This window comes from Nocardia sp. NPDC059236 (genome assembly GCF_042754085.1).
Taxonomy (GTDB): domain Bacteria; phylum Actinomycetota; class Actinomycetes; order Mycobacteriales; family Mycobacteriaceae; genus Nocardia.
The window spans coordinates 343,995-368,882 of record NZ_JBHZAF010000001.1 but is presented as its reverse complement, the minus strand read 5'-3'; the positions used below and the strand labels follow the sequence as shown (position 1 = coordinate 368,882).

The 24,888-nt window shown below is 68.7% G+C and carries 20 protein-coding genes and 2 pseudogenes; 8 read left to right on the top strand and 14 right to left on the bottom strand.

Annotated elements, in window-relative coordinates; genetic code table 11:
• Positions 1–25: 25 nt before the first annotated feature.
• Both ACFXIV_RS01850 and ACFXIV_RS01845 read left to right on the top strand, forming a co-directional pair.
• Complete coding sequence (locus tag ACFXIV_RS01850; protein WP_379395352.1) at positions 26–1,528, top strand: long-chain fatty acid--CoA ligase; 1,503 nt, start codon at positions 26–28, stop codon at positions 1,526–1,528.
• Positions 1,525–2,484: a phosphotriesterase gene (locus ACFXIV_RS01845; protein WP_379395354.1), complete on the top strand. Its 960-nt coding sequence runs from the start codon at positions 1,525–1,527 to the stop codon at positions 2,482–2,484. The genes ACFXIV_RS01850 and ACFXIV_RS01845 overlap by 4 nt, the downstream gene beginning before the upstream one ends.
• Positions 2,485–2,538: 54 nt before the next feature.
• On the opposite strand, the gene ACFXIV_RS01840 is transcribed toward ACFXIV_RS01845, so the two are convergent.
• From ACFXIV_RS01840 to ACFXIV_RS01830, 3 genes are all read right to left on the bottom strand, one after another.
• The gene (locus ACFXIV_RS01840; protein ID WP_379395712.1) at positions 2,539–4,176 is read right to left on the bottom strand and encodes a long-chain fatty acid--CoA ligase; all 1,638 of its coding nucleotides are present in this window, start codon (positions 4,174–4,176) and stop codon (positions 2,539–2,541) included.
• A gap of 116 nt (positions 4,177–4,292) precedes the next feature.
• Positions 4,293–5,990, bottom strand: coding sequence for an aldehyde dehydrogenase family protein (locus tag ACFXIV_RS01835; RefSeq protein ID WP_379395356.1), 1,698 nt, complete (start codon positions 5,988–5,990; stop codon positions 4,293–4,295).
• Positions 5,987–7,564 (bottom strand): GMC family oxidoreductase, encoded by a 1,578-nt coding sequence (locus ACFXIV_RS01830; RefSeq protein WP_379395358.1) that lies wholly within the window; start codon positions 7,562–7,564, stop codon positions 5,987–5,989. The genes ACFXIV_RS01835 and ACFXIV_RS01830 overlap by 4 nt, the downstream gene beginning before the upstream one ends.
• Before the next feature lie 177 nt (positions 7,565–7,741).
• Here ACFXIV_RS01830 and ACFXIV_RS01825 point away from each other — a divergent pair, with 177 nt between their 5' ends.
• Entirely contained in the window at positions 7,742–8,980 is a 1,239-nt protein-coding gene (locus tag ACFXIV_RS01825; protein WP_379395360.1) for a PucR family transcriptional regulator, read from the top strand.
• Between the two features lie 39 nt (positions 8,981–9,019).
• Here the strand turns inward: ACFXIV_RS01825 and ACFXIV_RS01820 are convergent, their stop codons facing one another.
• The 3 genes and pseudogenes from ACFXIV_RS01820 to ACFXIV_RS01810 form a co-directional block, all read right to left on the bottom strand.
• On the bottom strand, positions 9,020–9,673 hold the full coding sequence (locus ACFXIV_RS01820) for a helix-turn-helix transcriptional regulator (protein WP_379395362.1): 654 nt from the start codon (positions 9,671–9,673) through the stop codon (positions 9,020–9,022).
• Between the two features lie 128 nt (positions 9,674–9,801).
• Positions 9,802–9,978: pseudogene (locus ACFXIV_RS01815) on the bottom strand (SDR family oxidoreductase); the annotation flags it as partial.
• Entirely contained in the window at positions 9,948–10,721 is a 774-nt protein-coding gene (locus ACFXIV_RS01810; protein ID WP_379395366.1) for a DUF72 domain-containing protein, read from the bottom strand. The gene ACFXIV_RS01810 and the pseudogene ACFXIV_RS01815, both read right to left, overlap by 31 nt.
• Positions 10,722–10,948: 227 nt before the next feature.
• On the opposite strand from ACFXIV_RS01810, the gene ACFXIV_RS01805 reads away from it, so the two are divergent.
• On the top strand, positions 10,949–11,401 hold the full coding sequence (locus ACFXIV_RS01805) for a nuclear transport factor 2 family protein (protein ID WP_379395368.1): 453 nt from the start codon (positions 10,949–10,951) through the stop codon (positions 11,399–11,401).
• Between the two features lie 8 nt (positions 11,402–11,409).
• Here ACFXIV_RS01805 and ACFXIV_RS01800 read toward each other — a convergent pair whose 3' ends face one another.
• The 4 genes from ACFXIV_RS01800 to ACFXIV_RS01785 all read right to left on the bottom strand — a co-directional run bounded on the left by ACFXIV_RS01800 (position 11,410) and on the right by ACFXIV_RS01785 (position 14,551).
• Positions 11,410–11,850 (bottom strand): NUDIX domain-containing protein, encoded by a 441-nt coding sequence (locus ACFXIV_RS01800; RefSeq protein ID WP_379395370.1) that lies wholly within the window; start codon positions 11,848–11,850, stop codon positions 11,410–11,412.
• On the bottom strand, positions 11,847–12,251 hold the full coding sequence (locus ACFXIV_RS01795; RefSeq protein WP_379395372.1) for a DUF1707 domain-containing protein: 405 nt from the start codon (positions 12,249–12,251) through the stop codon (positions 11,847–11,849). Before ACFXIV_RS01795 ends, ACFXIV_RS01800 begins: the two co-directional genes overlap by 4 nt.
• Before the next feature lie 57 nt (positions 12,252–12,308).
• The gene (locus tag ACFXIV_RS01790) at positions 12,309–12,884 is read right to left on the bottom strand and encodes an oxygenase MpaB family protein (RefSeq protein WP_379395374.1); all 576 of its coding nucleotides are present in this window, start codon (positions 12,882–12,884) and stop codon (positions 12,309–12,311) included.
• A 290-nt stretch (positions 12,885–13,174) separates the two neighbouring features.
• Positions 13,175–14,551, bottom strand: coding sequence for an MFS transporter (locus ACFXIV_RS01785; protein ID WP_379395376.1), 1,377 nt, complete (start codon positions 14,549–14,551; stop codon positions 13,175–13,177).
• 203 nt (positions 14,552–14,754) lie between these two features.
• Between ACFXIV_RS01785 and ACFXIV_RS01780 the strand changes: the two genes are divergently transcribed.
• Positions 14,755–15,342 carry a TetR/AcrR family transcriptional regulator gene (locus tag ACFXIV_RS01780; RefSeq protein WP_379395378.1) on the top strand — a complete coding sequence of 196 codons (588 nt, stop codon included), beginning with the start codon at positions 14,755–14,757 and terminating at the stop codon, positions 15,340–15,342.
• Here ACFXIV_RS01780 and ACFXIV_RS01775 read toward each other — a convergent pair.
• Together ACFXIV_RS01775 and ACFXIV_RS01770 are read right to left on the bottom strand one after the other, a co-directional pair.
• Positions 15,330–16,622 (bottom strand): DoxX family protein, encoded by a 1,293-nt coding sequence (locus ACFXIV_RS01775; RefSeq protein WP_379395714.1) that lies wholly within the window; start codon positions 16,620–16,622, stop codon positions 15,330–15,332. The genes ACFXIV_RS01780 and ACFXIV_RS01775 overlap by 13 nt on opposite strands.
• Before the next feature lie 293 nt (positions 16,623–16,915).
• Entirely contained in the window at positions 16,916–17,539 is a 624-nt protein-coding gene (locus tag ACFXIV_RS01770; RefSeq protein ID WP_379385645.1) for a TetR family transcriptional regulator, read from the bottom strand.
• 97 nt (positions 17,540–17,636) lie between these two features.
• On the opposite strand from ACFXIV_RS01770, the pseudogene ACFXIV_RS01765 reads away from it, so the two are divergent.
• Positions 17,637–18,418: pseudogene (locus ACFXIV_RS01765) on the top strand (SDR family NAD(P)-dependent oxidoreductase).
• Between the two features lie 67 nt (positions 18,419–18,485).
• On the opposite strand, the gene ACFXIV_RS01760 reads toward ACFXIV_RS01765, so the two are convergent.
• Entirely contained in the window at positions 18,486–18,632 is a 147-nt protein-coding gene (locus ACFXIV_RS01760; RefSeq protein WP_379395380.1) for a hypothetical protein, read from the bottom strand.
• A gap of 560 nt (positions 18,633–19,192) precedes the next feature.
• Positions 19,193–22,633 carry a protein kinase gene (locus ACFXIV_RS01755; protein ID WP_379395382.1) on the bottom strand — a complete coding sequence of 1,147 codons (3,441 nt, stop codon included), beginning with the start codon at positions 22,631–22,633 and terminating at the stop codon, positions 19,193–19,195.
• 179 nt (positions 22,634–22,812) lie between these two features.
• Here ACFXIV_RS01755 and ACFXIV_RS01750 point away from each other — a divergent pair, with 179 nt between their 5' ends.
• Positions 22,813–22,947, top strand: a complete 135-nt coding sequence (locus ACFXIV_RS01750; RefSeq protein ID WP_379395384.1) for a hypothetical protein — start codon at positions 22,813–22,815, stop codon at positions 22,945–22,947.
• A 233-nt stretch (positions 22,948–23,180) separates the two neighbouring features.
• Positions 23,181–24,689 (top strand): carboxylesterase/lipase family protein, encoded by a 1,509-nt coding sequence (locus tag ACFXIV_RS01745; protein WP_379395386.1) that lies wholly within the window; start codon positions 23,181–23,183, stop codon positions 24,687–24,689.
• Positions 24,690–24,888: the final 199 nt, after the last annotated feature.

Here is a 24,888-nt window from a genome sequence, read left to right as displayed (position 1 = left end):
CGACCTCTACATAACTGGATGTTCCATGACAAATGTCGCCGACCGTATCTGGCAGCACGCGTCCGAACGCCCCGACGCCATTGCGTTGCGCCACCTGGACGACACCCTCTCCTACGCCGAGCTGGCCCGCCGCAGTGCGGCCTTCGGCGGCCGGCTCACCGAATCCGGTGTCGCGGTGGGAGATCGCGTGTTGCTGGTGGCGCCGACCGTGCCGGAGTTCGTGATCGCCTACCTGGGCGCGCAACTGATCGGAGCCGTCGCCATTCCGGTGAACACCATGGCGACCGCACCCGAAATCGGTTATGTGCTCGATGATTCCGGCGCCCGGTATGCCATCGCCTGGCATCTGGCCCGCACCGCGGCCGAGCAGGCCGCCGCCGAGCGCGGGATCCCGGTGCAGGTGCTCGAGCCCGGTGCGCACGCCTCCCCCGCCCAGCCGACCGCCGGACCGGTCCGGCGCGAACCCGACGACACCGCGATCCTGCTCTACACCTCGGGCACCACGGGCAAACCGAAGGGCGTGGAGCTCACCGTCGCCAATCTGATCGAGACCGCTCGTATTTTCATCGATCAGCTGCGACTCACACCCGAGGAACGCTTCGGCACCGGGCTGCCGCTGTTCCACGTGTTCGGGCAGGCGGTGTGCCTGATCACCACCCTGCACGCGGGCAGTTCGTTCTCCATGGTGTCGCCGTTCGTCCCCGGGGCAATGATCGAGACGATCCGCGATCACCGGCTCACCGTGGTGGCGGGCGTGCCGACCATGTGGAATGCCATGCTGCACAGCGCCGGCGACTACGGTCCGGAGGATTTCGCGAGCCTGCGGCTGGCCTGCTCGGGTGGCGCGTCGCTGCCCGCGGAGGTGATCCGGTCCTTCACGGAACGTTTCGGCTGCACCATTCTCGAGGGCTACGGGCTCACCGAGTCCAGCGGGGCCGCGACCTACAACCCCCTGGATCGCGAGCAGCGGGCCGGGTCGGTGGGTACCGCACTGCCCGGCACGTCGATCGAGGTGCGAGATCCGGAGGGCACGGTGCTGCCCGCCGACACGGTCGGTGAGCTGTTCATGAGCGGGCCCAGCGTGATGAAGGGGTACTGGCAGCGGCCCGACGCGACGGCGGCCGATCTGTCCGGCGGCTGGCTGCGCACCGGCGATCTGGGCCGCCTCGACGCCGACGGCTACGTCTACATCGTCGACCGCGCAAAGGATCTCATCATTCGCGGCGGGTACAACGTGTATCCACGCGAGGTCGAGGAGGTGCTCTACGAGCACCCCGGCATTGTCGAGGTGGCGGTGATCGGCCTGCCCGACGACCACTACGGCGAGGAGGTGGGCGCGGTGGTGGCCACCGCGCCCGGCGTCGAACTCGATGCCGGGGAGCTGCGCGCCTGGGCCAAGGAGCGCCTGTCCGCCTACAAGGTGCCGCACCGCTTCGCCTTCACCGACCAGCTGCCCAAGGGCGCGACCGGCAAGATCCTCAAGCGCGCCATCGACCCGAACCTGTTCACAGACAAGGCATCCCGATGAGCATCGTCCCCACCGTCACCGGCACCGTCGATTCCAGCGAGCTGGGCCGGGTGCTGGTGCACGAGCACGTCTTCGTGCTCGGCGAGGAGTACCGGCAGAACTACGGCGACTGGGATGAGCAGGCCCGCGTCGACGACGCCGTGAAGCAGCTCGACGAGCTGAAATCGCTGGGCATCGATACCATCCTGGACCCGACCGTGCTGGGGCTGGGCCGCTACATCCCCCGCATCCAGCAGATCGCGGCCCGCACCGAGCTGAATATCGTCGTTGCCACCGGCATCTACACCTACAACGACCTGCCGTTCCAATTCCATTACAACGGACCGGGTTTGATGATGGACATGCCCGAGCCCATGGTGGAGCTGTTCGTCAAGGACCTCACCGAGGGCATCGCCGGGACCGGGGTGCGCGCGGGATTCCTCAAGTGCGCCATCGAGGAACCCGGGCTGACTCCGGGTGTGGAGCGGGTGATGCGGGCGGTCGGTCAGGCGGCGGTGCGGACGGGAGCGCCGATCACCGTGCACACCAACCCGCACACCCGGTCCGGGCTGGTGGCCCAGCGGGTGCTGCGGGAGGAGGGCGCGGACCTGACCCGCGTGGTGATTGGCCACTCCGGTGACTCCACCGATCTGGACTACCTCGCCGAATTGGCCGACGCGGGTTCCTATCTCGGCATGGACCGCTTCGGCATCGACGTGCTGCTGCCGTTCGAGGACCGTGTGAACACCATCGTGGAGCTCGTCCGCCGCGGCTACCGCGACAAGATCGTCATCGCCCACGACGCCGCCTGTTTCATGGACTGGTTCGATCCGGCCGCCAAGGCCCAGATCGCCCCGAAGTGGAACTACCGCCACATCAGCGAGGATGTCCTCCCCGCCCTCCTCGCCAAGGGCCTCACCGAGGACGATATCGACACCATCCTGGTGCGGAACCCCCGCCGCTACTTCGAGAAATGACAGTGTGCGCCGCCGCGGGGATTCCCCGCGGCGGCGCACAATCCTCACCAGCGGTCAGTCGGGGATGACGATGGCGAGTTCACCGGCGGCGTAACGGGCGCGCAGCACCTTCTTGTCGAACTTGCCGACGCTGGTCTTGGGCACCTCGGAGACGAACGTCCAGCGTTCGGGGAGTTGCCATTTCGCGACCTTGTCGGACAGGAAAGCGCGGAGCGCACCGGCATCGGGTTCGACGCCGGCGCGCAGTGCGGCGGCCACGACGGGGCGCTCGTCCCACTTCTCGTCCGGCACACCGAAAACGGCGGCCTCGGCGATGTCGGGGTGCGCCATGAGCGCGTTCTCCAGATCGACCGAGGAGATCCATTCACCGCCGGATTTGATGATGTCCTTGGCCCGGTCGACCAGGGTGAGGTAGCCGTCGGCACTGATGGTGCCGACGTCGCCGGTGCGCAGCCAGCCGTCGCGGAAGGCGTCGGCGCCGATTCCCGCGGCATCGGGCGAGTAGTAGGAGGCGGTGACCCAGGGGCCGCGAACCTCCAGCTCTCCCACCGCTTTTCCGTCACGGGGCAGCTCGGTGCCATCGTCTCCGACGAGCCGCGCCTGGACCGCTGCCGGGATGCGGCCCTGGGTGATCCGGTAGGCGAAGGCGGCCTCGCCGTCGAGGCCCGCGGGCGGCCAGGCCAGCGCGCCCAGCGGGGAGGTCTCGGTCATCCCCCACGCCTGGATGATGGGCACGCCGTGCCGTTCCTCGAAGGCGCGCATCAGCTGCGGCGGCACCGCGGCACCGCCGACCACGACCGCCCGCAGATGGGTCAGGTCCTGCGGCTTCGCGTCGACGACGGTCAGCACGCCGTTCCACACCGTCGGCACGGCCGCGGCGAAACTCGGCTGCTCGGCGGCCATGAGCGCCAGCAGCGGTTCCGGTTGCAGGAAGCGGTCGGGCATCACCAGCGACGCTCCGGCCATGAGCGCGGCATAGGGCAGACCCCAGGCGTTGGCGTGGAACATGGGAACGATGGCCAGCATCCGGTCGCCGGCGCGCACGCCCATGGCATCGGTGGTGCAGGCCTGCATGGAGTGCAGCCAGTTCGAACGATGGGAGTAGACAACACCTTTCGGGTCGCCGGTGGTGCCGGAGGTGTAGCACATGGCCGCGGCCGAGCGCTCGTCGAGGACCGGGAAGTCGAAGGTGCCCCGATACTGCGCGAGCAGGGTGTCGAACTCATGGACGGTGACGCCCTCGGGCGCGGGCAGCGCCGCGGCGTCACCGTTGGCGACGATGACGTGGCGCACCGTCCGCAGGGTCGGCAGTACCGGTGCGAACACCGGGATCAGGGAGGCGTCGACGATCACGACCCGGTCCGCGGCGTGATCGGTCACGTAGGTGATCTGTTCGGGGAACAACCGGATGTTGATGGTGTGCAGCACCGCCCCCATGGCGGGCACCGCGCAGTAGGCGATGAGGTGCTCGTTGTTGTTCCACATGAAGGTGCCGACGCGATCCCCGCGGCCGATGCCCAGCGCGGTCAGGGCGTGGGCCAGCCGGGCTGCCTGCTCCCCCAGTTCGCGGTAGGTCAGGACGCGGGATTCGGTGCCGGTCCAGGTGCGGACGGTGGCGTCGGCGTGCACCGTGCTCGCATAGCGCAGCAGGGTGGCCAGGGACAGCGGTTCGTCCTGCATGGTGCTGGGCATCGGCAGGTCGAGCTCGTCGTAAGTCATTGTGCAGATGTCTTTCTCGGGTACAGCACGGGTGAACCGGGCCGGGTGCGCCGTGCGCGGAAGGGCGCGCCCGGCCCGGTTCGCTGCGCTCAGCCGCGCAGCGCGGAGGCGAAGATGCCCGGCAGGGCGGCGGCGCCGGGTCGCTTCGCGAAGTTGGTCAGTCGCCGCAGTGTGGTGGCGCCGGTGCGGTTGGTCACGAACCACGGCGGTTTCGGGGAGAGCGCGAACTCGCCGCGCAGCAGCGACCGCGGGACGGGGCGGAAGGGGCCGCGGACCACGGTGCGCTCCGGATCGGCGATCAGCAAGCCGTTGTGCACCACGCCGATTCCGCTCTGGATGTCGGCGAGGGTGTGCCCGGGGAAGGCGCCCCAGGAGGCGCGGGCGGTCAGGTAGCCGAGGCCGGTCCAGGCGTTGATGGCGACGGTGCCGTACTGCAGGTCGGCGATGGCTCGCTCGAAGCGTTCACCCAGCCGGTCGATGGTGGCGGGGTCGGCGATGATGTTGACGCCGAGGGTGCCCTCGAACTCCTCGTTGGACACGCGGACCGCCTGCGTGAGGAATTCCGCTGCGGCGCCGCTCAATTCGAGCACGCCCAGCACCGGGGCGAAATACTCGGTGCGCAGCGCGGTCTCGTCCCGGTGCGGCACCAGGCCGGTGATGAGGGTGCGCGCGCCGATCCGCTCGGCGTCGGGATAGGACGTGCGCGCGCCGTCGACGCGGGCGGCCGAGCCCGGGTAGTAGTCCGGACGCTGCGGCGCCCGCTCGAGCGCGGCGCGCAGTTCGGCGAGGAACCGGTCCTTCTGGGGCCAGTCCGCGGAGATCACCGCGACCTGCGCGGCGACGCAGTTGTAGCCGTTGTTGTGCAGGCGCTGGGTGGCCAGGTGCTCGGCCTGGTACCGGAGGTCGGCGTCGGACCAGCGGCCCGGGATCACGATGGTGGGTGAGACACCGCCCAGTTCGCTGGTGATGGGCTTGTCCAGTTTCGGCGTGCCCGCGGCCTTGTTCCGCGCGCCTTCCTCGCCGGTGCCGAACACGATGGCGTCGTGGGTGAGCGCGCTGCCGGTCATGTGCACCGCGTCCACGCCGGCATGGTGCACCAGCGCCGTGCCGACCTCGGGGCCGCCGGTGAGCAGGCGTACGAAGCCGCCCTCGATCAGGGGTGCGAAGATCTTCTCCAGCACCGGCAGCAGCGGGTCGGTGATCGGATTCAGCTTGAGCGCCACCACCCGGTTGTCGGCGTAGAGCTGGTAGAGCACGTCCAGCGGCGCGATCGAGAAGATATTGCCCGCGCCGAGGACCACGCCCACGCCGCCGGTCTCGGCCGGGGTGCGCTGTCCCAGACCGGCTCGGGCGCGGACGGTTTCGGCGTCGACGCCGGGCCTGGTCCAGACCTCCGCGCGGAATCCGTTGAGCAGCAGCCAATCGAAGACGCCGTGCGGGAAGACGTCGACCGCGGTGCGGCCGCCGGGGGCGGCGTGAATCGGGTAGCCGTCGACGGGGCTGCGGCCCTGCTCCAGCGCCAGCAGCGATTCCGCGAGCGCGGCCGCGCCGGTGAGCAGCGAGTAGGGGCCGCTCACCCATTCCTCGCCGAGCAGCGGCGAGTCCAGGGGCAGCTTCTTGATGCGGGCGGCGGTCTCGACCCACTCCCGCGCGTAGCGCGCGGTATTGGCGTGAATCTGCTCGAGCAGCTGCCGCCGGGCGGGCAGCGGGGTTCGGGCCCAGTCGATTTCGCCCTGCCGGAGTGCGGAGACGGTGGCGTCGATCGTCGCCGCGGCGGTGGTGGTCACGATGCGTTTCCTTCCGAGTCGGCGTCCTCGGCGAGCATGACGGCGGCCTTCTCGCCGATCATGATCGTGGGCGCGTTGGTATTGCCCCGCACCACCGACGGCATGACCGAGGCATCGGCGACGCGCAGGCCCGCGACGCCCAGTACGCGCAGGCGCGGGTCCACGACCGCCCCGATGGCGCAGGTGGAGGTGGGGTGATAGAGGGTCTGAGCGGTGCGGGCCGCGAAGTCGAGCAGTTCGGCGTCGGAATCACCGGCGGGAGTGAGGAATTCGCCGGTGGTGAGCTCGCGCAGCGCGGGCCGGCCGGCGATGTCGAGGGCGCTGCGCAGTCCGGCGATGATGCTCGCGCGGTCGGCCTCGGTGTCGAGGTAGTTGTGGCGGATGCGCGGCGCGGTGGCCGGGTCCGCCGAGCGCAGGGTGAGTTCGCCCCGGCTGGTCGGGTTGATCAGGCAGGGGCCGAACGCGTAGCCGTGCTCGGTCGCCGCGCCCATGCCCTCGCCGTGGAAGAGGACCGGGGCCTGGTGGAACTGGATGTCCGGGCCCGCCAGTCCGGTACGGGTTTCGAGGAAGCCGCCGGTCTCACCGATATTCGAGGTCAGCGGGCCGCGGCCGGATTCCTGGAGCAGGCCCAGGTTTTCGGGCGTGAGCGCGGTCATCAGGGATTCGCGGTCGGTGCGGTAGTTGAGGAACACCGACAGGTGGTCCTGGAGGTGCTGCCCGACCGGCAGGTCGCGGACGGTCTCGATGCCGAAGGCCGCCAGCTGTTCGGCCGGGCCGATGCCGGACAACAACAGCAGCTGCGCGGAGCCGTAAGCGCCTGCGGCCAGCACGATTTCGCGCCGGGCCCGAATGGTCTCGGTGCTGCCGTCGCGGCCGATCACCACACCGGTGGCCCGGCCGTTCTCGATGACGATCCGGTGCGCGAGGGCGTCGGTGATGACCGTCAGGTTCTCCCGCTCCAGCGCCGGGTGTAGGTAGGCGACCGCGGCGCTGCATCGCATGCCGTTGCGCTGGGTCACCTGGTAGCGGCCGACGCCGAGCTGGGTGACGCCGTTGAAATCGTCGTTGCGGGTGTGCCCGGCCTGTTCGGCGGCGCGCAGGAATGCTTCGCCCAGTGGATGATTCGACCGGCTGTCGCTGACCGACAGCGGTCCGCCCACACCGTGGTAGGCGTCCTTGCCGCGCTCGTTGTCCTCGGCCTGCACGAAGTACGGCAGCACCTCGTCGTAGCTCCACCCGTCCGCGCCGGCCGCGGCCCACGCGTCGTAATCGGCCCGGGCACCGCGGATGTAGATCATGGCGTTCATGGAGCTGGATCCGCCCAGGACGCGGCCGCGCGGCAGGTAGGCGCGGCGGCTGTGCAGCCGGGGTTCGGGTTCGGTGTCGTAGTCCCAGTCCAGCGGGCTCTTGAACAGGGACGGGAAGGCGACCGGCAGATGGATCTCCTCGGCGGTGTCGCGCGGCCCGGCCTCGATCACGGCCACCCGGATCGCCGGATCCTCGGACAATCGGCTGGCCAGCACGGATCCCGCGGACCCCGCGCCTACGACGACGTAGTCGTACACGGTCGGCACCTCTCTCCACCTCATCGATCGACCCGGGTCGGCTATGACCCGGGTCACTGTCGCTGTCGGTGTCGATACTGCGGGTCAGGTGCATCCGCCCACCATGTGCGCGGGTTTGCCGATACCGCCCGGCCGACTGTGCTGGAGCACAGTCGGCGTCGAGAGCAAGTGCCTACTATCGAATCCATGACAGCGCTCACCGGCCCGCCGCGCAACGGCTCCACCGCAGTGCCGCAGACCGGTTCGATCGCGGTAACGCCGAGCGGTTCGACCGCGGTAGCGCGCACCCTGCTCGTCGAGGTCGACGACCTCACCACCGAACTCGTCGGTCGCATCCTCACCGGCGAGAACGCCTACGCGGAGGCCGCCCTCACCGAGGCGCAGCTGCACCTCGTCGTCCGCGACAATCTGGCCGCCCTGCTCGAACAACTCTCCGGGAGCGCCGGGCGGCGGCTGCAACCGGCGACCGTGGTGGGCCGGGTCAAGGCGGAACTGGGCGTGCCGATCGCGGCGGTGCTGCACGCGTACCGGCTGGCGGGACGGCTGCTGTGGGAACGCGCGCTCGTCACGGCGCGGGGGACGAATCTGGACGCGCTGCCGCAACTCGGCTCGGAGATGTGGCGGCTCCTGGACGACTATTCCGGCGCCGCCGCCGATGCGTACACCGACTACCTCACCGAGCGGGTCCGCCGCCACGACGTGGAGCGCCGCGCCATGCTGCGGCGGCTGTTCGACGGCGAGGCCGATGATCCCACCCAGCGCGACATCGCCCGGGCCCTGCACCTGCCGCCGCTGGGCAGCTTCGTCGTGGTGCACGCCGAAACCGATTCCGGCGCAATCGAACCGCTGTTCGGGATCGAGGATCGGCTGCGGGCCGACTTCGTCGAGTCGATCTGGCTCACCGAGCCGGGTGCGCGGATCGGGCTGCTCAATGTGGCCACCGCACGCTCGCACGAGCGGGTGCTGTCACGCCTGCGCGCCCACGCGACCGGGCGTATCGGGGTGAGCCGTCCCTTCCCGACGCCGGGGTCCGCGGGGACCGCCTTGCGCGAGGCGGAACTCGCGGGACGATGCGCGCCACCCGGCAGCCCGGCCGTGACCGCGTACGGCAGCACACCGATCCCGCTCGTTCTCGCGCATGCGCCCTCGGCGTCACGGGAATTGGCGGACGACGTCCTGGGCCCGGTGCTCGAACTGCCGCCGGAGGAACGCGACACCCTCCTCGACACCCTCGAGCTGTGGTTCGAATGCGGTGGCTCCAATACCGAGGTGGCGCAACGGCTCCACTACCACCGCAACACCATTCACTACCGGCTGCGGCGGATCGAGACGCTGACCGATCGCCGGTGCTCGGACCCGAAGGCCGCCGCCGAGCTGTACATCGCCCTGCACGCCGCGCGGCTCGCCGGATTCGATCCGGCCTGAGCCGCAACCGGGTTCAGCGTCCGGATCGCCCGAATCGTCCTAGATTTCATGCTGTCCGGTAGGGCGGCGCTCATTCGTGGTGGGGTGCGGGCGGGCGGGGCGTCCCGCCGCGCCGATGCCGCCTGTGCGGCGACGATGCTGCGGGGCGAGGTCGGAACGCGCGAACTGGCCGGGGGTCTGCCCCTTCCAGTCCCGGAAAGCGGTCGCGAACGCTGACACGCTCGTGTAGCCGAGCCGGGCGGCCACCGTGTCGACAGTGAAGCCTGCGGCCAGCAGCTCCTCGGCCAGCAGGCCCGTTGTCTCGCAGGCCAGTTCGCGAAAGGTGGTGCCCTCCTCGGCCAGCCTGCGGCGCAGGGTGCGGACGCTCATGTGCAGGTCGGCGGCGATAGCGACCTGATCGATGGCGCGGCCGTGCCGCATCAGCAGGGCCCGGACCCGACCGGCCAGCCCGACCCGGGCACGGCGGCGTTCGACGATCTCCGCGCACAGCTGCACGTACTGCCTGCGCAGCATCGAATTCGCCTGCGGCATCCGCCGTTGCAGATGGTGTGTCCGTTCGATACACAGCAGTCCCTGGCGAGCCTTCTCATCGGATGCCGCGCCAGCACCCTCCGCGATCTCGATGGCCATGTCCGCGATATCGATGGCGCACTGCCGGAACTGCTTGGCTGCGTTGCGATCCGATGCGGCCACCTCGGCGGGGAGATCCCGATCGTGTAGTTCGTGAGCCCATTCGGAACACGGCGTGAGCCAGGTGATATCGGCAGACAGCCCGGTGAGCAGGCGGTTACGCCACTACCGCCTGGTACTGGGCGAGAAACTCAGTGGCCCATGCCGATTCCACCATCGACGTTGATGACCTGGCCGGTAATGTATCCCGCGTTCGGGCTCATCAGGAACGCCACGGTGGCCGCGACCTCCTCGGGCCGGCTCCGTTCATCGCGCCATCTACGGCTGCGAGTCACGGTCACGGCGCGAGCGGGAGTCGATCGGGCGTGCGGGCTACCGGCCGTCCCGCGGCGTGGAACAGCTCACCGATCCGGATCGCATCACGGACGGCCGCGCCACCGACATCGTTGTTGAAGAAGATGTAGGCATCGAGATTCCCATCCCACGTGTCCTCGATGCGCCGGACCCACTCGGCCAGAACGCGTTCCGGGTAGCGGGGTGCGGACCGGCCGGGACCTTCATGGAAACGGACGTAGGCCCAGTCGGCCGTGCGCCACAGCGGCGTGATCGGCCGCCCGAGCCGGTCGGCCCAGCACAGTGCCGCACGGTGCGCTTCAAGCACGGCCCGGACCCGGTCGTCCCACCAGCTCTCGTGGCGCGGTTCGACCGCCACGCGCAACTCGGCGGGGATCAGCCCCAGCACCTGGTCGAGCCGCTCGGGTTCGGCAGTCAGGGTGGGAGGCAGCTGAATCAGTATCGGCCCCAACCGATCCCCCAGTCCGCGCGCCGCATCGATCATCCGCTCCAGCGGGATCTCGACGTCCCGCAGCCGGCGATAGTGGGTCACCACCCGACTGGCCTTCACCGCCATCACGAAATCCTCCGGCGTCCGTCCGTGCCACCCCTCGAAGGTCGTCCGCGCCACCGGCCGATAGAAGGCCGCGTTCAACTCCACCGCCCCGAACGCCCGCGCATACACCTCGAGCCACCGTCGCTGCCCGATCCCTGGCGGATACACCAGCTCCCGCCAGTCGGCGTACTGCCACCCCGATGTTCCGACGAACACCGTCACGGCTCGCCACCCCGGCCCCGCATCACGTGAGCAAACCTCCGGACGCCATACCCCACTGTCCCACCACCGGTCCGGCAAAGCAGTGAAATCTTTGCGTTTCACACAATATTGCGCCCACGAGGCCCCAGTTCGTGCGCGTCGGTTGTTCATCTCCGCCGTGCCGCTCCTGCACGCGATCGACGCGCACGGACCGTGAGCGAGGTGGCTGTGGCCTACTCTCGGGTGGCATGAGCTCAGTCGCTGATACGACCGCCGTGACGAACTTGATCGCGAAGTATGCCGAGTTGGTCGATAGTGGGGATTTCGCTGGAGTGGGGGCGCTATTCGAGCACGGGGTGTTCAGCGGCAGCGGTGGGTCGGTCGCGGGGAGTGAGCGGATCGAGACGATGTTTCGGGGGATGGTGATCGTGTACGAGGACGGGACGCCGCGCACCCATCACGTCACTACCAATATCGCCGTCGAATTCGGCGAGGATGCCGATATCGCCACGGCGCGTTCCTATTTCACGGTTTTCCAGGCCACACCGGACCTGCCTCTGCAGCCGGTGGCGGCCGGCCGTTACCGGGACCGCTTCGAGCGCAGTGCCGGGCAGTGGCGGTTCGCCGAGCGCCAGGTGCAGATCACGCTGACCGGCGACATGAGCCGGCACCTGCGCACCCCGGCCCCGCAGGAGAGCTGACAGGCGGGTCAGTCCCACCCGTGCAGGGCGAAGGAAGTGCCGAGATGACAGTTGCGGACACCCGCGGCCTGGTAGGGGATGATATTGGGCGGCAGGGCATTCGGGTCGGCCCAGAGCAGGCCGGCGCATTTGTGGGGCTCCATGTTCACCGGCTCTCCGGACCAGCGGAGGGCTTCGAAGAAGAAGCCGATGCGGGCGGCCCCGGACTCGCCGCGGTGGTGGAGTACGTGCGCGAAACGCAGGTCGGCGGGGTCGATGGTGATTCCGATTTCTTCCATGGCTTCACGGATCACGCCGTCCACCACCGATTCGCCGTCCTCGAGGTGGCCGCTGGGTAGATTCAGCCGGCCATCACCGTAGCCCGTGTTCGCGCGCTCGCCGAGCAGGACCAAGCCATCGCGCCACAGGACGATGTGGACATCGATAATGCTGCGGTAACGATCCGTCACTCGTTGCCCGGCTTCCGACCGATTCCACACGCCCACAAGGTCCCCAGCACCGCGCCCGGGGGCACCAGCACCCACACCCACCACGGATAGAACCACTCCAGCGTGACGCCGAGCAACAGCCACACGATCAAGTTCAGCCCGCTGAGCGACAACCACACGATGGTCAGCACCGTCATGGCGATCCGCCCACCCGATGGCCCCGGCTCCTTCATCTCGGGCAGATCAGCGGATACTTTGGCCAGCTCGCCCCGGGTACGAGCCTGCCAGATCGACTGCACCCGGCTGTCGAACTCACCGAGATTCAGCACACCGGCGTCCACAGCGCGGCGCAGCGTCTCCTCGAGTTTCTTCCGTTCGGCGTCGGAGATCCGAATGTCGTTGGGGTGCACCGGCTCACTCACAATCCCGATCCTGCCATTCCCGGCCCTACCGCGCTGGCGAGTGCATCCGAATGCTGATCAGCGTTGGCGCTCGATTCCGTACCGGCCCGGCTGGTATCCGATCCGATCGAGGTCGACGGGGCCGGCGTCGTCGCGGCGGAAATGATCGACCCAGGATCGGTCCAGCCGGTGAGGGCGGACGGACTGGAAAGTCATGTAGGAATCGATGATTCGGGGTGCGACGGACTGCAGGGCGGCGGGCGGATTCGGGAGCCGGTGGACCGCGCGCAGCGGGTCGTCGATGACGAGCAGCAGGGCATTGTCGGCGAGCGGGCGCAGCGGGCCGGGGAACCAGCGTTGCCGCCAGTCCTCGAAGAGCTGGTCGACGAGCGCGCGACCGCCCTCGGTGTAGGCGTAGTGGGCGTGTTCGTAGTCGACGGCCCAGGCCAGCAGGTCGGCTCGGGTCTCAGGCACCTCGAGGCCCATGCGCTCGCCGACTCCGCGCCAGAAATGAAAGCGGGCCAGGCGATCCGTGTCGGTGAACACGGCCAGACCCAGGTGGTCGAGGATCCGGTCCGCTTCGAGGGCCAGCGAGGCGAGGGTGTAGAGCTTGTCCTGATCGCTGATCCCGAAACGGCTGTGAATGGCCTCCATCCGATCGATTGCCGCACATCCGCGCGTGGTCGCCGCCGCCCTCGAGCAGGTCTGGGCCGAAATAGACCAGGAGACAAGCGAATTGACCTCCTACGACAACCAGGAGCCCCCGGCGGACCGCGGCCGCCGCCCGCAACATGGCCGCCGTCCGGCAGGTGTGGCTGACCGCCGTGTGGGGCAGTGGGATTCGGTAGACGACGATCGGCCCACCACGATTCGTGGTGGGCCGATCGTTCGATGAAGCCTCGGCCGCACGCCGGTGACCTGACCCGACCTGGATACCGCCGGGGCTAGCCGCGCCGGGCCGCTGTCGCCGCCGGACCGACCGCTCGGAAGGTGAGGGCGACGACGAAGGTGAGGGCCGCGATGGCGGCGGCGGCCGCGAAGGCGGTGGTCATGCCGCCGACCAAGGCGTGCTGGGCCGAGCCGCCGGCAGTGCGGGAGGCGGTGCCGAAGACCGTGACCAGGATGGCCAGGCCCAGGGAGGCACCGGTCTGCTGGAGAGTTTGCAGTGCGCCGCCCGCCGCGCCCGCCTCGTGGGTGTCGACATTCGACATGATGATGACGTTCAGGGGCGAAACCGACAGGCCGATACCGCATCCCATCAGGATCATGGCGATGAACAGCAGCGGGAAGTAGCCGCTGTCGGCCGTCAGCTGGGTGAGCAGGACCAGGCCGGCCACCATCAGGGCCGCACCGGTGACGGTCACCGGTTTCGGGCCGAAGCGGGGCAGCAGGCGCGGGATCAGCCGGATCATGGTGAACATCAGCACAGCGGTGGGCAGGAAGGCGAAACCGGTTGCCAGCGCACTCAATCCGAGCACATCCTGCAGGAACTGGGTGAGGAAGAAGAACATCGACATGCCCGCCATCGGCGCCAGGAACATGTTCGCGTAGGCGGTGGCGCGATTGCGGTCGGCGAACAGGCGCAGCGGCAGTAGCGGTTGGGCCGCACGGGATTCGATGGCGAGGAACGCGGCGATCAGGATCGCGCCGGCCGCCAGGGAGATATCGGTGGTGGCAGTCCCCCACCCATCCGAGGCGGCGTTGATGAAGCCGTAGACGAGAGCGGCCACGCCGGTGGTGGCGGTCAGCGCGCCGGGCAGGTCGAGGTGGGCCGGCTGCCGCTCCGCCCTGGGCAGGTAGCGCAGCGCCAGCACCACGACGATCAACCCGAACGGCACATTGATGAAGAGCACCGAGCGCCAGCTCAGCCATTCGGTCAGCAGTCCGCCGACGATGAGGCCGATAGCGAAACCGGCACTGGACATTCCGGAGAACAGTGCGAGTACGCGCATCCGGGCTTTCGGATCGCTGAAGGTGGTGGTCAGCAGGGCGAGGGTGTTGGGTCCGGCCATGGCCCCGCCGATGCCCTGCACGACGCGCGCGGCGAGCAGCCAGCCCGCGGAGGGCGCCAGCCCGCCCGCGAGCGACGCCAGGGTGAACAGGGTGGCGCCGGCGAGGAACAGGTTGCGGCGGCCGAACAGGTCACCGGCGCGGCCGCCGAGCAGCAGTAATCCGCCGAAGGCGAGGCTGTAGGAGTTCATCACCCAGGACAGGCCGGTGGCGCTGAAGTGCAGGTCGGTCTGGATGCGCGGCAACGCAACATTCATCACGGTGATGTCGAGGACGATCATCAATTGGCAGGTCAACAAGGTGGCCAGCACAATTCCCGACCGGAGTCGGGGGGCTCGAGCGGGTGCCGGCATGCGCACGGCAGCGCTCGAGGGAAGGGTGGTCGACAAGGAATGCTCCATCGAATGGGATACAAACGGAGGATGCCTCCGTTTCCGATGGAGTTATCATATGGAGGGTTCCTCCAATTGCGCAAGCCTAACCGGAGGGCCCATCCGTTTCTAGTGGAGGGTTCGTGGAAGCACCGTCGACCGGAAAGCCGATGCGCGCCGACGCGCGCCGCAACTATGAGCGGATCGTGACCACCGCCCAGCAGGCCTTCACCGAACTGGGCCCCGAGGCGCCGCTCGAGGAGATCGCGCGCCGCGCCGGGGTCGGCATCGGCACCCTGTACCGGCACTTCCCCAATCGTGAGGCGCTGATCGAGGCCGTCTACCGTTCCAGCATCGAGCATTTGAGCCAACGCGCCCACGACCTCCTCGAAACCCACACGGCCGGAACGGCTTTCGAGTACTGGATGCGCGAACAGGTGGAGTGGGTGATGGCCAATCGCGTCCTCGCCACCACGCTCAAGGCGGGCATGGACCACAACACGCCGACCTTCACGCTGTGCCGCGAGGCGATCACCGGGGCGGCTTCCCTGCTGGTACAGGCGGCACGGGAGGCGGGCACGATCCGCGCCGACATCGAGCCGCGCGACCTGATCCGGCTCGGGCACGGCCTGGGCGTCGCCTGCGAGACCACACCCGACGCCGCCGAACGCCTGATCTCGGTGACCCTCGACGGCCTGCGCGCCACTCCGGCCGACGCTCAGCGGTTGTAGGGCTGTTCCTGAACCCAGCTGAAACCGCGCTCCAGCAAGGGAAACGACTTCGGATCGAGCTGGGTGAACCAGGCGTGGATGCGATGACCCGAGTAGTCGTCGGCATCGACGACCATCCTGCCGGGACCCGGCCACCAGTAGCTGAGGCGCACGCGCACCGGGGTCTCCTCGAAGGTCCCCAGGGCGATGCGGTGATGCAGATCGATGAAATGCCGCCGCGCGTCGATGGTGCCGCCGTACACCTCGAAGGAATCGTCCATGTGCTGAATGGTGAGCACCACCGGGTCGGAGACATGGAAGGGCCGGTCGACCACGATTCGGCGCCAGCGCAATTGGTCGGTGAGCAGCGGATCGCGCTTGTAGCCCTCCGAGGAGAAGCCGTCCACCTGGTAGATCCCGTACAGCTCCGGCGCGGGGTGCTCCCATTGCCGCCAGTTCTGCGCACCGGCCACCCCCAGCAGGATCAGACCGACCACCAGCTGGGCCGCGAGTGCGATCCGATTTGCTCTCACCGAGCCGAACAGCGGGACCGGCCGGATCGCGGGTGCGGCGCGATCGGAGAACAGCACGGTCAGCAGCCGGCGCACGTGCGGCGCGAGCAGAAACAGGCTGAGCAGCAGGAACTGTGACGAGACCGTCTTCAAACGAATGTCGTAGGTCATGTTGAGCAGGAACACCTGGGTCATATCCACCGCGCACAGCAGCGCACCGGCCGCGGTGGCGCGCGGCACGACCAGCAGTGCACCGGCCAGCAATTCCGCGACGCCCAATGCGATCTCGTACGGCTGCGACACACTGACCTGCGACCAGAGCACACCCTCGGGACTGAAATTGCCGAAGGGCTCGACCAGCCGATTCAGCACGAACGGCATTTGCGTCGGAATCGCCTTGGCCATCCCGAAATAGAACATCGCGACAGCGAGCACGAACCGCAGATACAGCCGAACCCAGGCGTACGAGCGGGTATAGCGCGGCCGACGCCGGTCCGCCACCGACCACACCGCCGTTCCCGTCACGGCAACCACCACTACGAGAAACAGTGCGGCCCATTGGAACCCGCTGTCACTACCCACCTGGGTACTGGTCACCCGCAGCCCCAGCACATGGGTGGCGGTCCACTCGACCGGCGGCCGCGTACAGGCCAGCACACTGTGCACCGAAGCCCATCCGGTATCGATTCCCAAGCCCGCTAACAGAATAGGCACCAGACCGAGCACACCCGCCAGCCCGAACAAACCGAAATACAGCACCCCGAACCGAAACCCGATGCGCGTCGCGATATGCCAATGCCCCGAGCCGGATTCGCCATCCCCTCGGGGTACCGACCCCGCTGCTCCGCCGGTTGCAGCGGCACTGGCGGGTGCAGCCTCTTCGGTGCCCGAATCCCGTTCCGACGGGGCTGATTCCGGCACGCCGTCTACCGATTCGTCCGCGTTGAGCACATCGGATTCCGACACCAGACCCTCCCACCTCGAGCACCGCGTGCCGACGGTAGGTGTGAAGGCTTAACGCGGACCGGGTAGTTCGCTTAAGGAACCAGCGGTGTGAGCGCGGCGGGATTCGGCGACGAGGGCTAGAGCAAGCTGTTGGCGGCGAGGCGCGCGAGGCAGGTGTCGACGACGTCGGCGGCGGAGCCGGACGCCTCCCCCGCCGCCCAGAGTTCGGTCGCCAGGCGGACGGCGGTATTGGCCATGGCGGCGGCGAGCGCGACGTCCAGGTCGTCGGCGGGGCGGCCGGTGCGGGCGGCGATGATCGGGATGAGCTGGGTTTCGCAGTCGTATTGGACGCGCAGCCAGGTCGCGCGCAGGGCGGGCAGTTGAGTTGCGGCCCGGACCAATGGGCGCAGGCGGCTCTCGGCGATGCCCTCGATCGCGAGCGTGCCGACCGTGGCGGTGCGATACGAGCGGCTCAGGGCTTCCCGCAGCGACAGTTCGGGCGGGCAGGCGGCGAGTTCGTCGGCCCAGGCCTGGGTTCCGATGGCGAGCAGCGGCGCGACGACGTCCTCCTTCCCGGCGAAGTACCGGTAGAACGTGCGCAGCCCCATCCCCGCGGCCGCCGCGATCTCGTCCACGGTCGTTGCGGCATAACCGTTTTCGATGAAGAGGCGGGCGGCCACCAACGCCACTTCCCGGCGTGTGGCCGCCCGTCGGGTCTCGCTGAGCGCCGGGCGTCCGGCACGGTTTCGCTCGCTGGTCACCCGGGAACTGTACCGAGGTCGAAAACGTTTGATGGCGCGACGTGCCATTTTCGGCATATCGTGTCAGAAACTAGTTCCACCGATCAGGAAGTGATCCATGAACCGTCTCGAGCAGCGCCGCATTCTGGTGACCGGCGCCGGATCCGGTATCGGCCAGGCCACCGTCCTCCGTCTGCTGTCCGAAGGCGCGGTCGTCGCCGGCGCCGACGTCAATGCCGAGGGCCTCGCCCTGACCCGCAAGCAGGCCGCCGAAGCGGGCACCGCCGCGCGGCTGACCACCGTCGAGATGAATATCGGCGTGGAGTCCGAGGTGGTCGCGGGCGTGCGCACCGCCATCGACGCCCTCGGCGGACTGGACGCGGTGGTGAACGCGGCGGGGATGCTGCGCGCGGCCCACACCCACGAGACGTCGCTGGATCTGTGGAACCAGATCATCAATGTCAACCTCACCGGCACCTTCCTGGTGATCCGCGAGGCCCTGCCCGCCCTGCTCGCCAACCCGCGCAGCACGGTCGTCAACTTCAGCTCGACCTCGGCGAACTTCGCCCACCCGTACATGGCCGCGTACTCCGCCAGCAAGGGCGGCATCCAGACCCTGACCCATGTCCTGGCCCTCGAATACGGCAAGCAGGGCCTGCGCGCGGTGAGCGTCGCCCCCGGCGGCATCAAGTCCGGCATCACCGACGCCACCCCGGCTATCTCCCCCAGGACAGCGACTGGTCGCTGTTCGGCCGCCTGATCGCCGTTCTGCCCCAGGACAATCCGGCCGAACTGGCGGGCCCCGAGAACGTGGCCGGCGTCATCGCCATGTTGGTCTCCGATGACGGCCGCTTCATCAGCGGCACCGAGATCCGCATCGACGGCGCTGCCCACACGTAATACGGCACGGCCTCGATCGATACGGCGAGGCCCCGATCGACGATCCGATCGGGGCCTACTGCCGCAACTACTTTGCGGCACCCACCAGTTCGGCCGACGCCCCGCGCAGAATGCCGTCCGCCGTCCCCGCCGGCCACTCGAGCGCCGCATCCAGCTTGTGCAGCACATCCCCCGCGGGCGCCTCGACCAGGCACCGCTCGATCTGACTGATCACCCCGGCCGACGGCCCGCCCCTTCTTGGCCACCTCAGCCTGCGTCCACCCGTACTCCCGCCGCCGCGCCTTCACCCGCTCGGCCAGCGCTTTGATATCCGGCGCTCCGCCCGTCGCCGCGGCACCAGTCTCCGCAACCTCTGCGGCAACCGCCGCCACCGCCACCGGCTCCGAAACGGCTGACGCTGTAGCCTCCGAAACGACGGACTCCGCCTTCGCCCCCTGCGCATCCAGCACCCGCAGTGCTTTCCCGGAAGTAATCACCCCCTGGGTAATGAGCCGAGACCGCTTCCGCCTGCCCATCTTCGCCATACACCGCTCCTCGATCCGCAATCCCAGCCTTCGCTGAAGCCCCGGCAAGGTTGCCACAAGTTCGCACGATTCCCCTGTCATCCCCTCCCCCTCGGCGTGCCAAGCCTCGAAAGCGCACGCACAGACGACCTGTCGATCGCTGGATGCCGACCGCACCGAGCCGCCGAACTTCGGACTCACCCGGATCTCCGACCGCAACGCCGAGCCGGCGGGTGCGAACCTGCGAGGCCCGGGGCGACCTTGTGCCGTGTCAGCCGTTTTCAGGTGAGTTGTTGCGGTGGAGCGGTACGTCTTCGAACTCGGTGAGCACGTGACGGAGGAATGCTCGAATCAGGTGCTGGGCTGATGTCGTTGCACCGTACAGGGTTTCGATTACCGGTTGCAGCTGCGGGCCCACGTCGACGGCCAGGCGCACCAAGCCTTGTCCGGCGCAGCGGGTCAGGGTCGGCTCGAGGAACTTCGCCGCGTCCGCGGTCCGGCCGGCGGCCGACAGGCAGCAGCCGTACAGGAGTTCGGCATTCGTGAGCGCGCGCGGGCGGTTCTGGGTGGAAATCACGTCGACGAGGCGCTGCGCTTGCCGGCTTGCCTGCTCGGCCGCTGCCGGGGTGCCCTTGCCGAGGAGTAGCCGGATGGCCGATTCGTGGGCCAGTTCTGCGGCCATCGCGGTGGGAGCATCGGGATGGGCGGTATACGGTTCGAGGTGTTCGAGGTCGCGGCGGTCGGTGTCGGTGATCGGCAGACCCAGCCGGATGCGTTCGTTGATCATGCGGGCTGCCAGCCGCGGCAGGATCATGTTCGCCGCGAGCTTGGTTCCCTCGTCCAATCGCTCGTTCATCGCGTCGAAGTCGCCGCGCACCGCGGCCAGGCGGGCGGCGGTGCCGTAGCCCGCCATCTGGAACTCGACCGCCCCGCCCTCGACGCCGAGCCCGCCCGCGAGCAGTTCCTCGGCCTCGGTGAATTGGCCTTTCTCGTACAGCAATTCGCCGAGCAGCGCGCTGGCGAGCCGGGTGGCCTGCGATTGCCTGCCCGTCTGCAGCGCCTGACCGAGCGCGGTGCGGAACCGGGCCTCGGCGGTGCCGGCATCGAGCTGTTCGTAGGCGGCGCTCCCGTCGACGCAGTCGCAGTACACCGGGCCGAACGGTCCGCGCGCCCGGTCTCGGTACGGTTCGATCCAGCGATACCAGCTGTGCACCTCGGCGAAGTCGAAGCGATACAGCGCCGAGATCATCGCCCCCACTGCCAGCCCGTGGGCCATGAAGGGCCGCACCGAATCCCGTGCCTGTGCGAGCTCCGGCGCCAGTACCGCCGTCTGGTCGGTCGCGAGCGCCAGGCTGATCCGCACCAGCTTTATCTCGAGCTCGAGGTCGGCGGATTCGCCATCGTGGTCGCGGGCCGCGGCGAGCGCTGTCTCCGCGCGTGCCAAGGCGGTCTCCGCGGCGGCCGGGCGCTGTATGGCTACGTTCGCCCAGGCGATGTTCAGCTGCAGCTTCGGATTCGACGCGGTGAGCGAGCCCGGCAGTTTGGCCGCCAGCCCGAGCAGCGTCCCCATGCGCGACTGCTCTATCAATTGCCCGGCGTGCTCGGCGACCAGTCGGGAGGCCCGCTGGGGTTCGTCTGCGGCGAGCAGGTGATCGACGGCCTCGGTGAGCATGTCGTGGGCCTCGAACCACTGCGCGGCGGTGAGGTGCAGTTCCTCGAGCAGTCCCGGATGCTGCCGGATCAGCCGCTCGCGCAGGAAGTCGGCGAACAGCGTGTGGTAGCGGAACCAGCGCAGATCGTCGTCGATGCTGCGCAGGAACAGATCTCGCTGCCGCACCTGTTCGAGCATGTCCTGGCCGTTGCTCACGCCCGTCAGCACCTCGGCGAGCTCACCGTTGATGCGCGTCGGAACCGATGTCCGCGTGACGAATTCGAGCAGTTCGGGTTCGAGGGTGTCCACGACGTTCTCCATCAGGTACTCCCCGATGGCGTAGTGCCGTCCCGAGATCTGATCGATATACGCGCCCGGATCGTCGCGGCCGCGCAGCGACATCGAGGCCAGTTGCAGTGCCGCCGCCCACCCTTCGGTGGATTCGCGCAGTCGCTCGACCTCGGCCGCGGCGAGGGTCAGCCCGCCGGTGTCGGCGAAGAACGCGGCGGTTTCCGCGTCGTCGAATCGCAGTGCGGACTCGTCGATCTCGGTGAGCTCGTCACGAACCCGCATGCGCCCCAGCGGAAGTCCGGTACGGCTGCGGCTGGTGACGATCACCCGCAGGTGATGGCAGCCGTGGTCGAGCAGGAATTCCATCGCGGCCACCGTCGCGGCGCTGGTCACCCGGTGCCAGTCGTCGATCACGAGCGCCAGGTTCTCGCCGCTGTTGTGGATCTCGTCGATGAGGGTGGTCATGACGTGCCGCGCGGCATCACTGGCATGCTCCTCGAGCAGCTGTTCCAGATCCGCGGCCACACCCGGATGGGCGTAGCGGATCGCCTCCACCACATGGGTCAGGAACCAGACGACATTGTCGTCATCGTCGTCCACGCTGAGCCAGGCCGCCCGAACACCCTCGGCGGCAAGAACATCCACCCATTCCGCGGCCAGTGTGCTCTTCCCGAATCCGACGGGTCCGTGGATCAGCACCAGCCGCCGGCCCTGCCCCTCCCGCAGCCGGTCGAGCAGACGCCCGCGCAGTACCGGCTGCCGCGGCGCGCTCGGCGGACGGTACCGGGTGGACGGCGTCGGTGCTGGCGCCAAGCTCGAACGCGGCGGCGGGACGGGAACAGGCGGTGTGACCGTCCGGGCTCCGACATCGGCCGGCAGCGCCATCGAGTCGACGATGAGCCCGGAGGCGAATTCGATATTGCGCAGCCGGTCACCGAACTCGCTTGCGGTCTCGGGCCGGTCCGAAGGATCCTGTGCCATAGCGGATTCCAGCGCCGAGCACAGCGCTGCCGGTACCTCATTGTTCCGCAGGTCGGGCACCGGCTCGGAGGTGATCCGCACGAATTGCGCGACCATCGACTCGCCCTCGCGGCGTTCGAAGGCGGCGTGCCCGGTGAGCAGGCAGAACAGGGTGGCGCCCAGGCCGTAGATGTCGGCGGCCTCGGCAGGTTCGGCTCCCCGCAGCACCTCGGGCGCGGTGAATGCCGGTGTCCCGGCGATGAGTCCGGACCTGGTCTCGAAAGCCCCACTGATGCGGGCGATTCCGAAATCGCTCAGCAACGGCTCGCCATAGTCGGATTGCAGGATATTGGCCGGATTCACATCGCGATGCACCATCCCGTGCCCGTGCGCGGCCGCCAGCGCACCGGCGATCTTCACCCCGACCGACAGCACCTCCTGCCACGGCAGCGGCCCCCGCTCCCGAATCCGCGATTGCAGCGACCCGAGTGCAAAGAACGGCATGACCAGATACGGCCGCCCTGTGACCGTGACATCGGCGGACAGCACCTGGACGATGTGCGGATGCCCGCCGAACCGGCCCAGCGCCCGCTGTTCCCGGAGAAACCGCTCCCGCTCATCCCCGCTCGACCGCGCATCGAGCACCTTCACCGCGACCAGCCGATCCAGCGAATGCTCATGACACCGGTAGACGACCCCGAACCCGCCCCGCCCGATCTCCAGGGCATCGTCCAACCCGGCCGCGGCGAGTTCCTCGGCGACCCCTATCCGCAGGTCAGGCTGCGTTCCGTCACTTTTCCGTTCGACCATGCCCGCTCATTTGCTTCGACGAGTTGGGCTCCAACACCCCGATCGTAACCACGGGTATGCCCGAGCGGCGGATTGTTGCCCACCGCGGCCGGAACCGCGAACCCGTGCGGTGCCCCCAGCGACCACACCAGCCTCACCAGCAACGGCCTGGCCGACGACCGCTCTCAGCGAGCGCGCGGATGGCATCGATGGTGACCGAGATCGGCTGGTGCTGTACCAGCAGCCGAATCCAGTCCGGGGTGGGCCTGGACGAAGCCGCCGCCGAGCCGAATTCCGGCGGGGAAGCCGCTCATGAGCACCCCGCACTGCTCTGACTTCTACGGAGGCCGCCTCCGGGATTCCGGGGACGTGAGTCGGTTCGGTGAGTAGACGTCCGGTCCACCACATGTCTCGTACCGTTCCGCTCTGCCAAATCGCCGCGTCGCCCGCTCCTCGGCGCGCGTCTCGCGCCCATGCATCGAGTCGCGCGCACCGCAGCCTGAAAATTCGGAATCGGGTCCGCCCAGCGATCGCTGCGCGATAGTTGAAGTCGGCGAAGGAGTTCAAGATGGCAGAGATCGTGTCCGTCACCGGCGGCAAGGTTCTGGGCACGCGCGAGGGCGGCGTCGCCCGTTTCCTCGGCATCCCCTACGCGGCAGCGCCGATCGGGCCCGCCCGGTTCGAAGCCCCTCGACCGGTCGAGGCCTGGTCGGGGGTGCGCGAAGCCCTCGAATTCGGACCCACCTGTGTGCAATCCCCGTATCCGGCGCCGATTCACGCCCTCATCGGCAGCGACGGGATCCCCGGCGACGAGTATCTGAACGTCAATGTGTGGACGCCCGATCACACGGGGTCCGGTCTGCCGGTGCTGGTGTGGATTCACGGCGGCGCGTTCGTCCGTGGGTCGAACGCCCGGCGTATTTATGATGGCACCGCCTTCGCGCGCGACGGCGTCGTGGTGGTGTCGATCAATTACCGGCTCGGCATCTCCGGGTTCGCCGCGATTCCCGGTTCCGCGTCGAATCGTGGTCTGCGCGACCAGATCTTCGCATTGGAGTGGGTGCGCGAGAACATCGCGGCCTTCGGTGGCGATCCCGGCAATGTCACGGTCTTCGGCGAGTCCGCGGGCGGGATGAGCGTGGTGGCGCTGCTCGCGTCACCGCGGGCACGCGGGCTGTTCCGGCGCGCGATCGCACAGAGCGCCAATGGTTCCGCGGTCGCCACCGCGGAGGACGCGGGCAAGGTGGCACGGCAGCTGGCCGATCTGCTCGGCATCGAACCGGCCGCGTCCGCCTTCGGCCGGCTCGGACCAGAAGAGCTGCGCAGCGCCCAGGATTCGCTCGCGCTGGCGCTGATGACCGACCCGGATCCGGACCGCTGGGGTGCATCGATCGTCGCCAACGGACTCGGCATCATGAGCTTCTTCCCGATGATCGACGGCGATGTGATCCCGGACCGTCCGGCGGATATCATTGCCGCCCAACCGGATCGGACCGTACCCCTGCTCACCGGATGGACCGCCGAGGAATTCCGATTCTTCACCTTCCCCTCCGGTCTCGCCGCCGGAATCACCGACCAGACGCTGCCGCATTTCCTCGCGCGCTACGGTCTGGATCCATCGGTCGCCGATCGCTACGCCGCCAACCGCCCGAACGCCACACCCGCGGACGTGTTCGCCGCCGTCCTCACCGACCTCGTCTTCCGCGATGACGCCATGCGCATCGCGGAATCCACCGCCGCAGCGGGCAACCCGGCCTACGTCTACGAATTCGCCTGGCGCTCGGCCATTGCCGACCTGGGTGCCTGCCACGTCATCGAGGTCCCTTTCGTCTTCGACCAACTCGCCGCCGGCCACACCCTGACCGGCCCGAACCCACCGCAGCCGCTGGCCGACGAGGTGCATCGCGCCTGGGTGCGCTTCGCCACCCACGGCGACCCGGGCTGGTCCCGCTTCGACACCACCACCCGCACCGTTCGCGTCTTCGACGCTCCGGAATCCCATGAGGTGGCCGACCCCCGCGCGGACGAACTACGCGCCCTGCGCCGAGCGAAGCTCACCTCCAGCGCGCCGGTCTAGCGGCATGAAATGGCAAGGGCCGCAGGTGAGGAACCTGCGGCCTTAGCCGAGCGCGCCCGCTCGCGTCAGCGAGAGGCGTGGGGCCCCAACGAAATCCGGGCGCGGTAGTCGGCATGCCAACTCGCGGCCGCCCGACGCACGCCCGGCTTGACGCGTGTGCGGCCCCGCCGCTACCTTGAAATCGAGACAGATCAGTCTC

Bases quoted from the DNA above. Each gene is read 5' to 3' on its own strand.
- ACFXIV_RS01790 (WP_379395374.1), bottom strand. From the start codon at position 12,884: ATGGAGGCCATTCACAGCCGTTTCGGGATCAGCGATCAGGACAAGCTC.
- ACFXIV_RS01840 (WP_379395712.1), bottom strand. From the start codon at position 4,176: ATGCCCAGCACCATGCAGGACGAACCGCTGTCCCTGGCCACCCTGCTG.
- ACFXIV_RS01755 (WP_379395382.1), bottom strand. From the start codon at position 22,633: ATGGTCGAACGGAAAAGTGACGGAACGCAGCCTGACCTGCGGATAGGG.
- ACFXIV_RS01825 (WP_379395360.1), top strand. From the start codon at position 7,742: ATGACAGCGCTCACCGGCCCGCCGCGCAACGGCTCCACCGCAGTGCCG.
- ACFXIV_RS01850 (WP_379395352.1), top strand. From the start codon at position 26: ATGACAAATGTCGCCGACCGTATCTGGCAGCACGCGTCCGAACGCCCC.
- ACFXIV_RS01805 (WP_379395368.1), top strand. From the start codon at position 10,949: ATGAGCTCAGTCGCTGATACGACCGCCGTGACGAACTTGATCGCGAAG.
- ACFXIV_RS01845 (WP_379395354.1), top strand. From the start codon at position 1,525: ATGAGCATCGTCCCCACCGTCACCGGCACCGTCGATTCCAGCGAGCTG.
- ACFXIV_RS01750 (WP_379395384.1), top strand. From the start codon at position 22,813: ATGGCATCGATGGTGACCGAGATCGGCTGGTGCTGTACCAGCAGCCGA.
- ACFXIV_RS01745 (WP_379395386.1), top strand. From the start codon at position 23,181: ATGGCAGAGATCGTGTCCGTCACCGGCGGCAAGGTTCTGGGCACGCGC.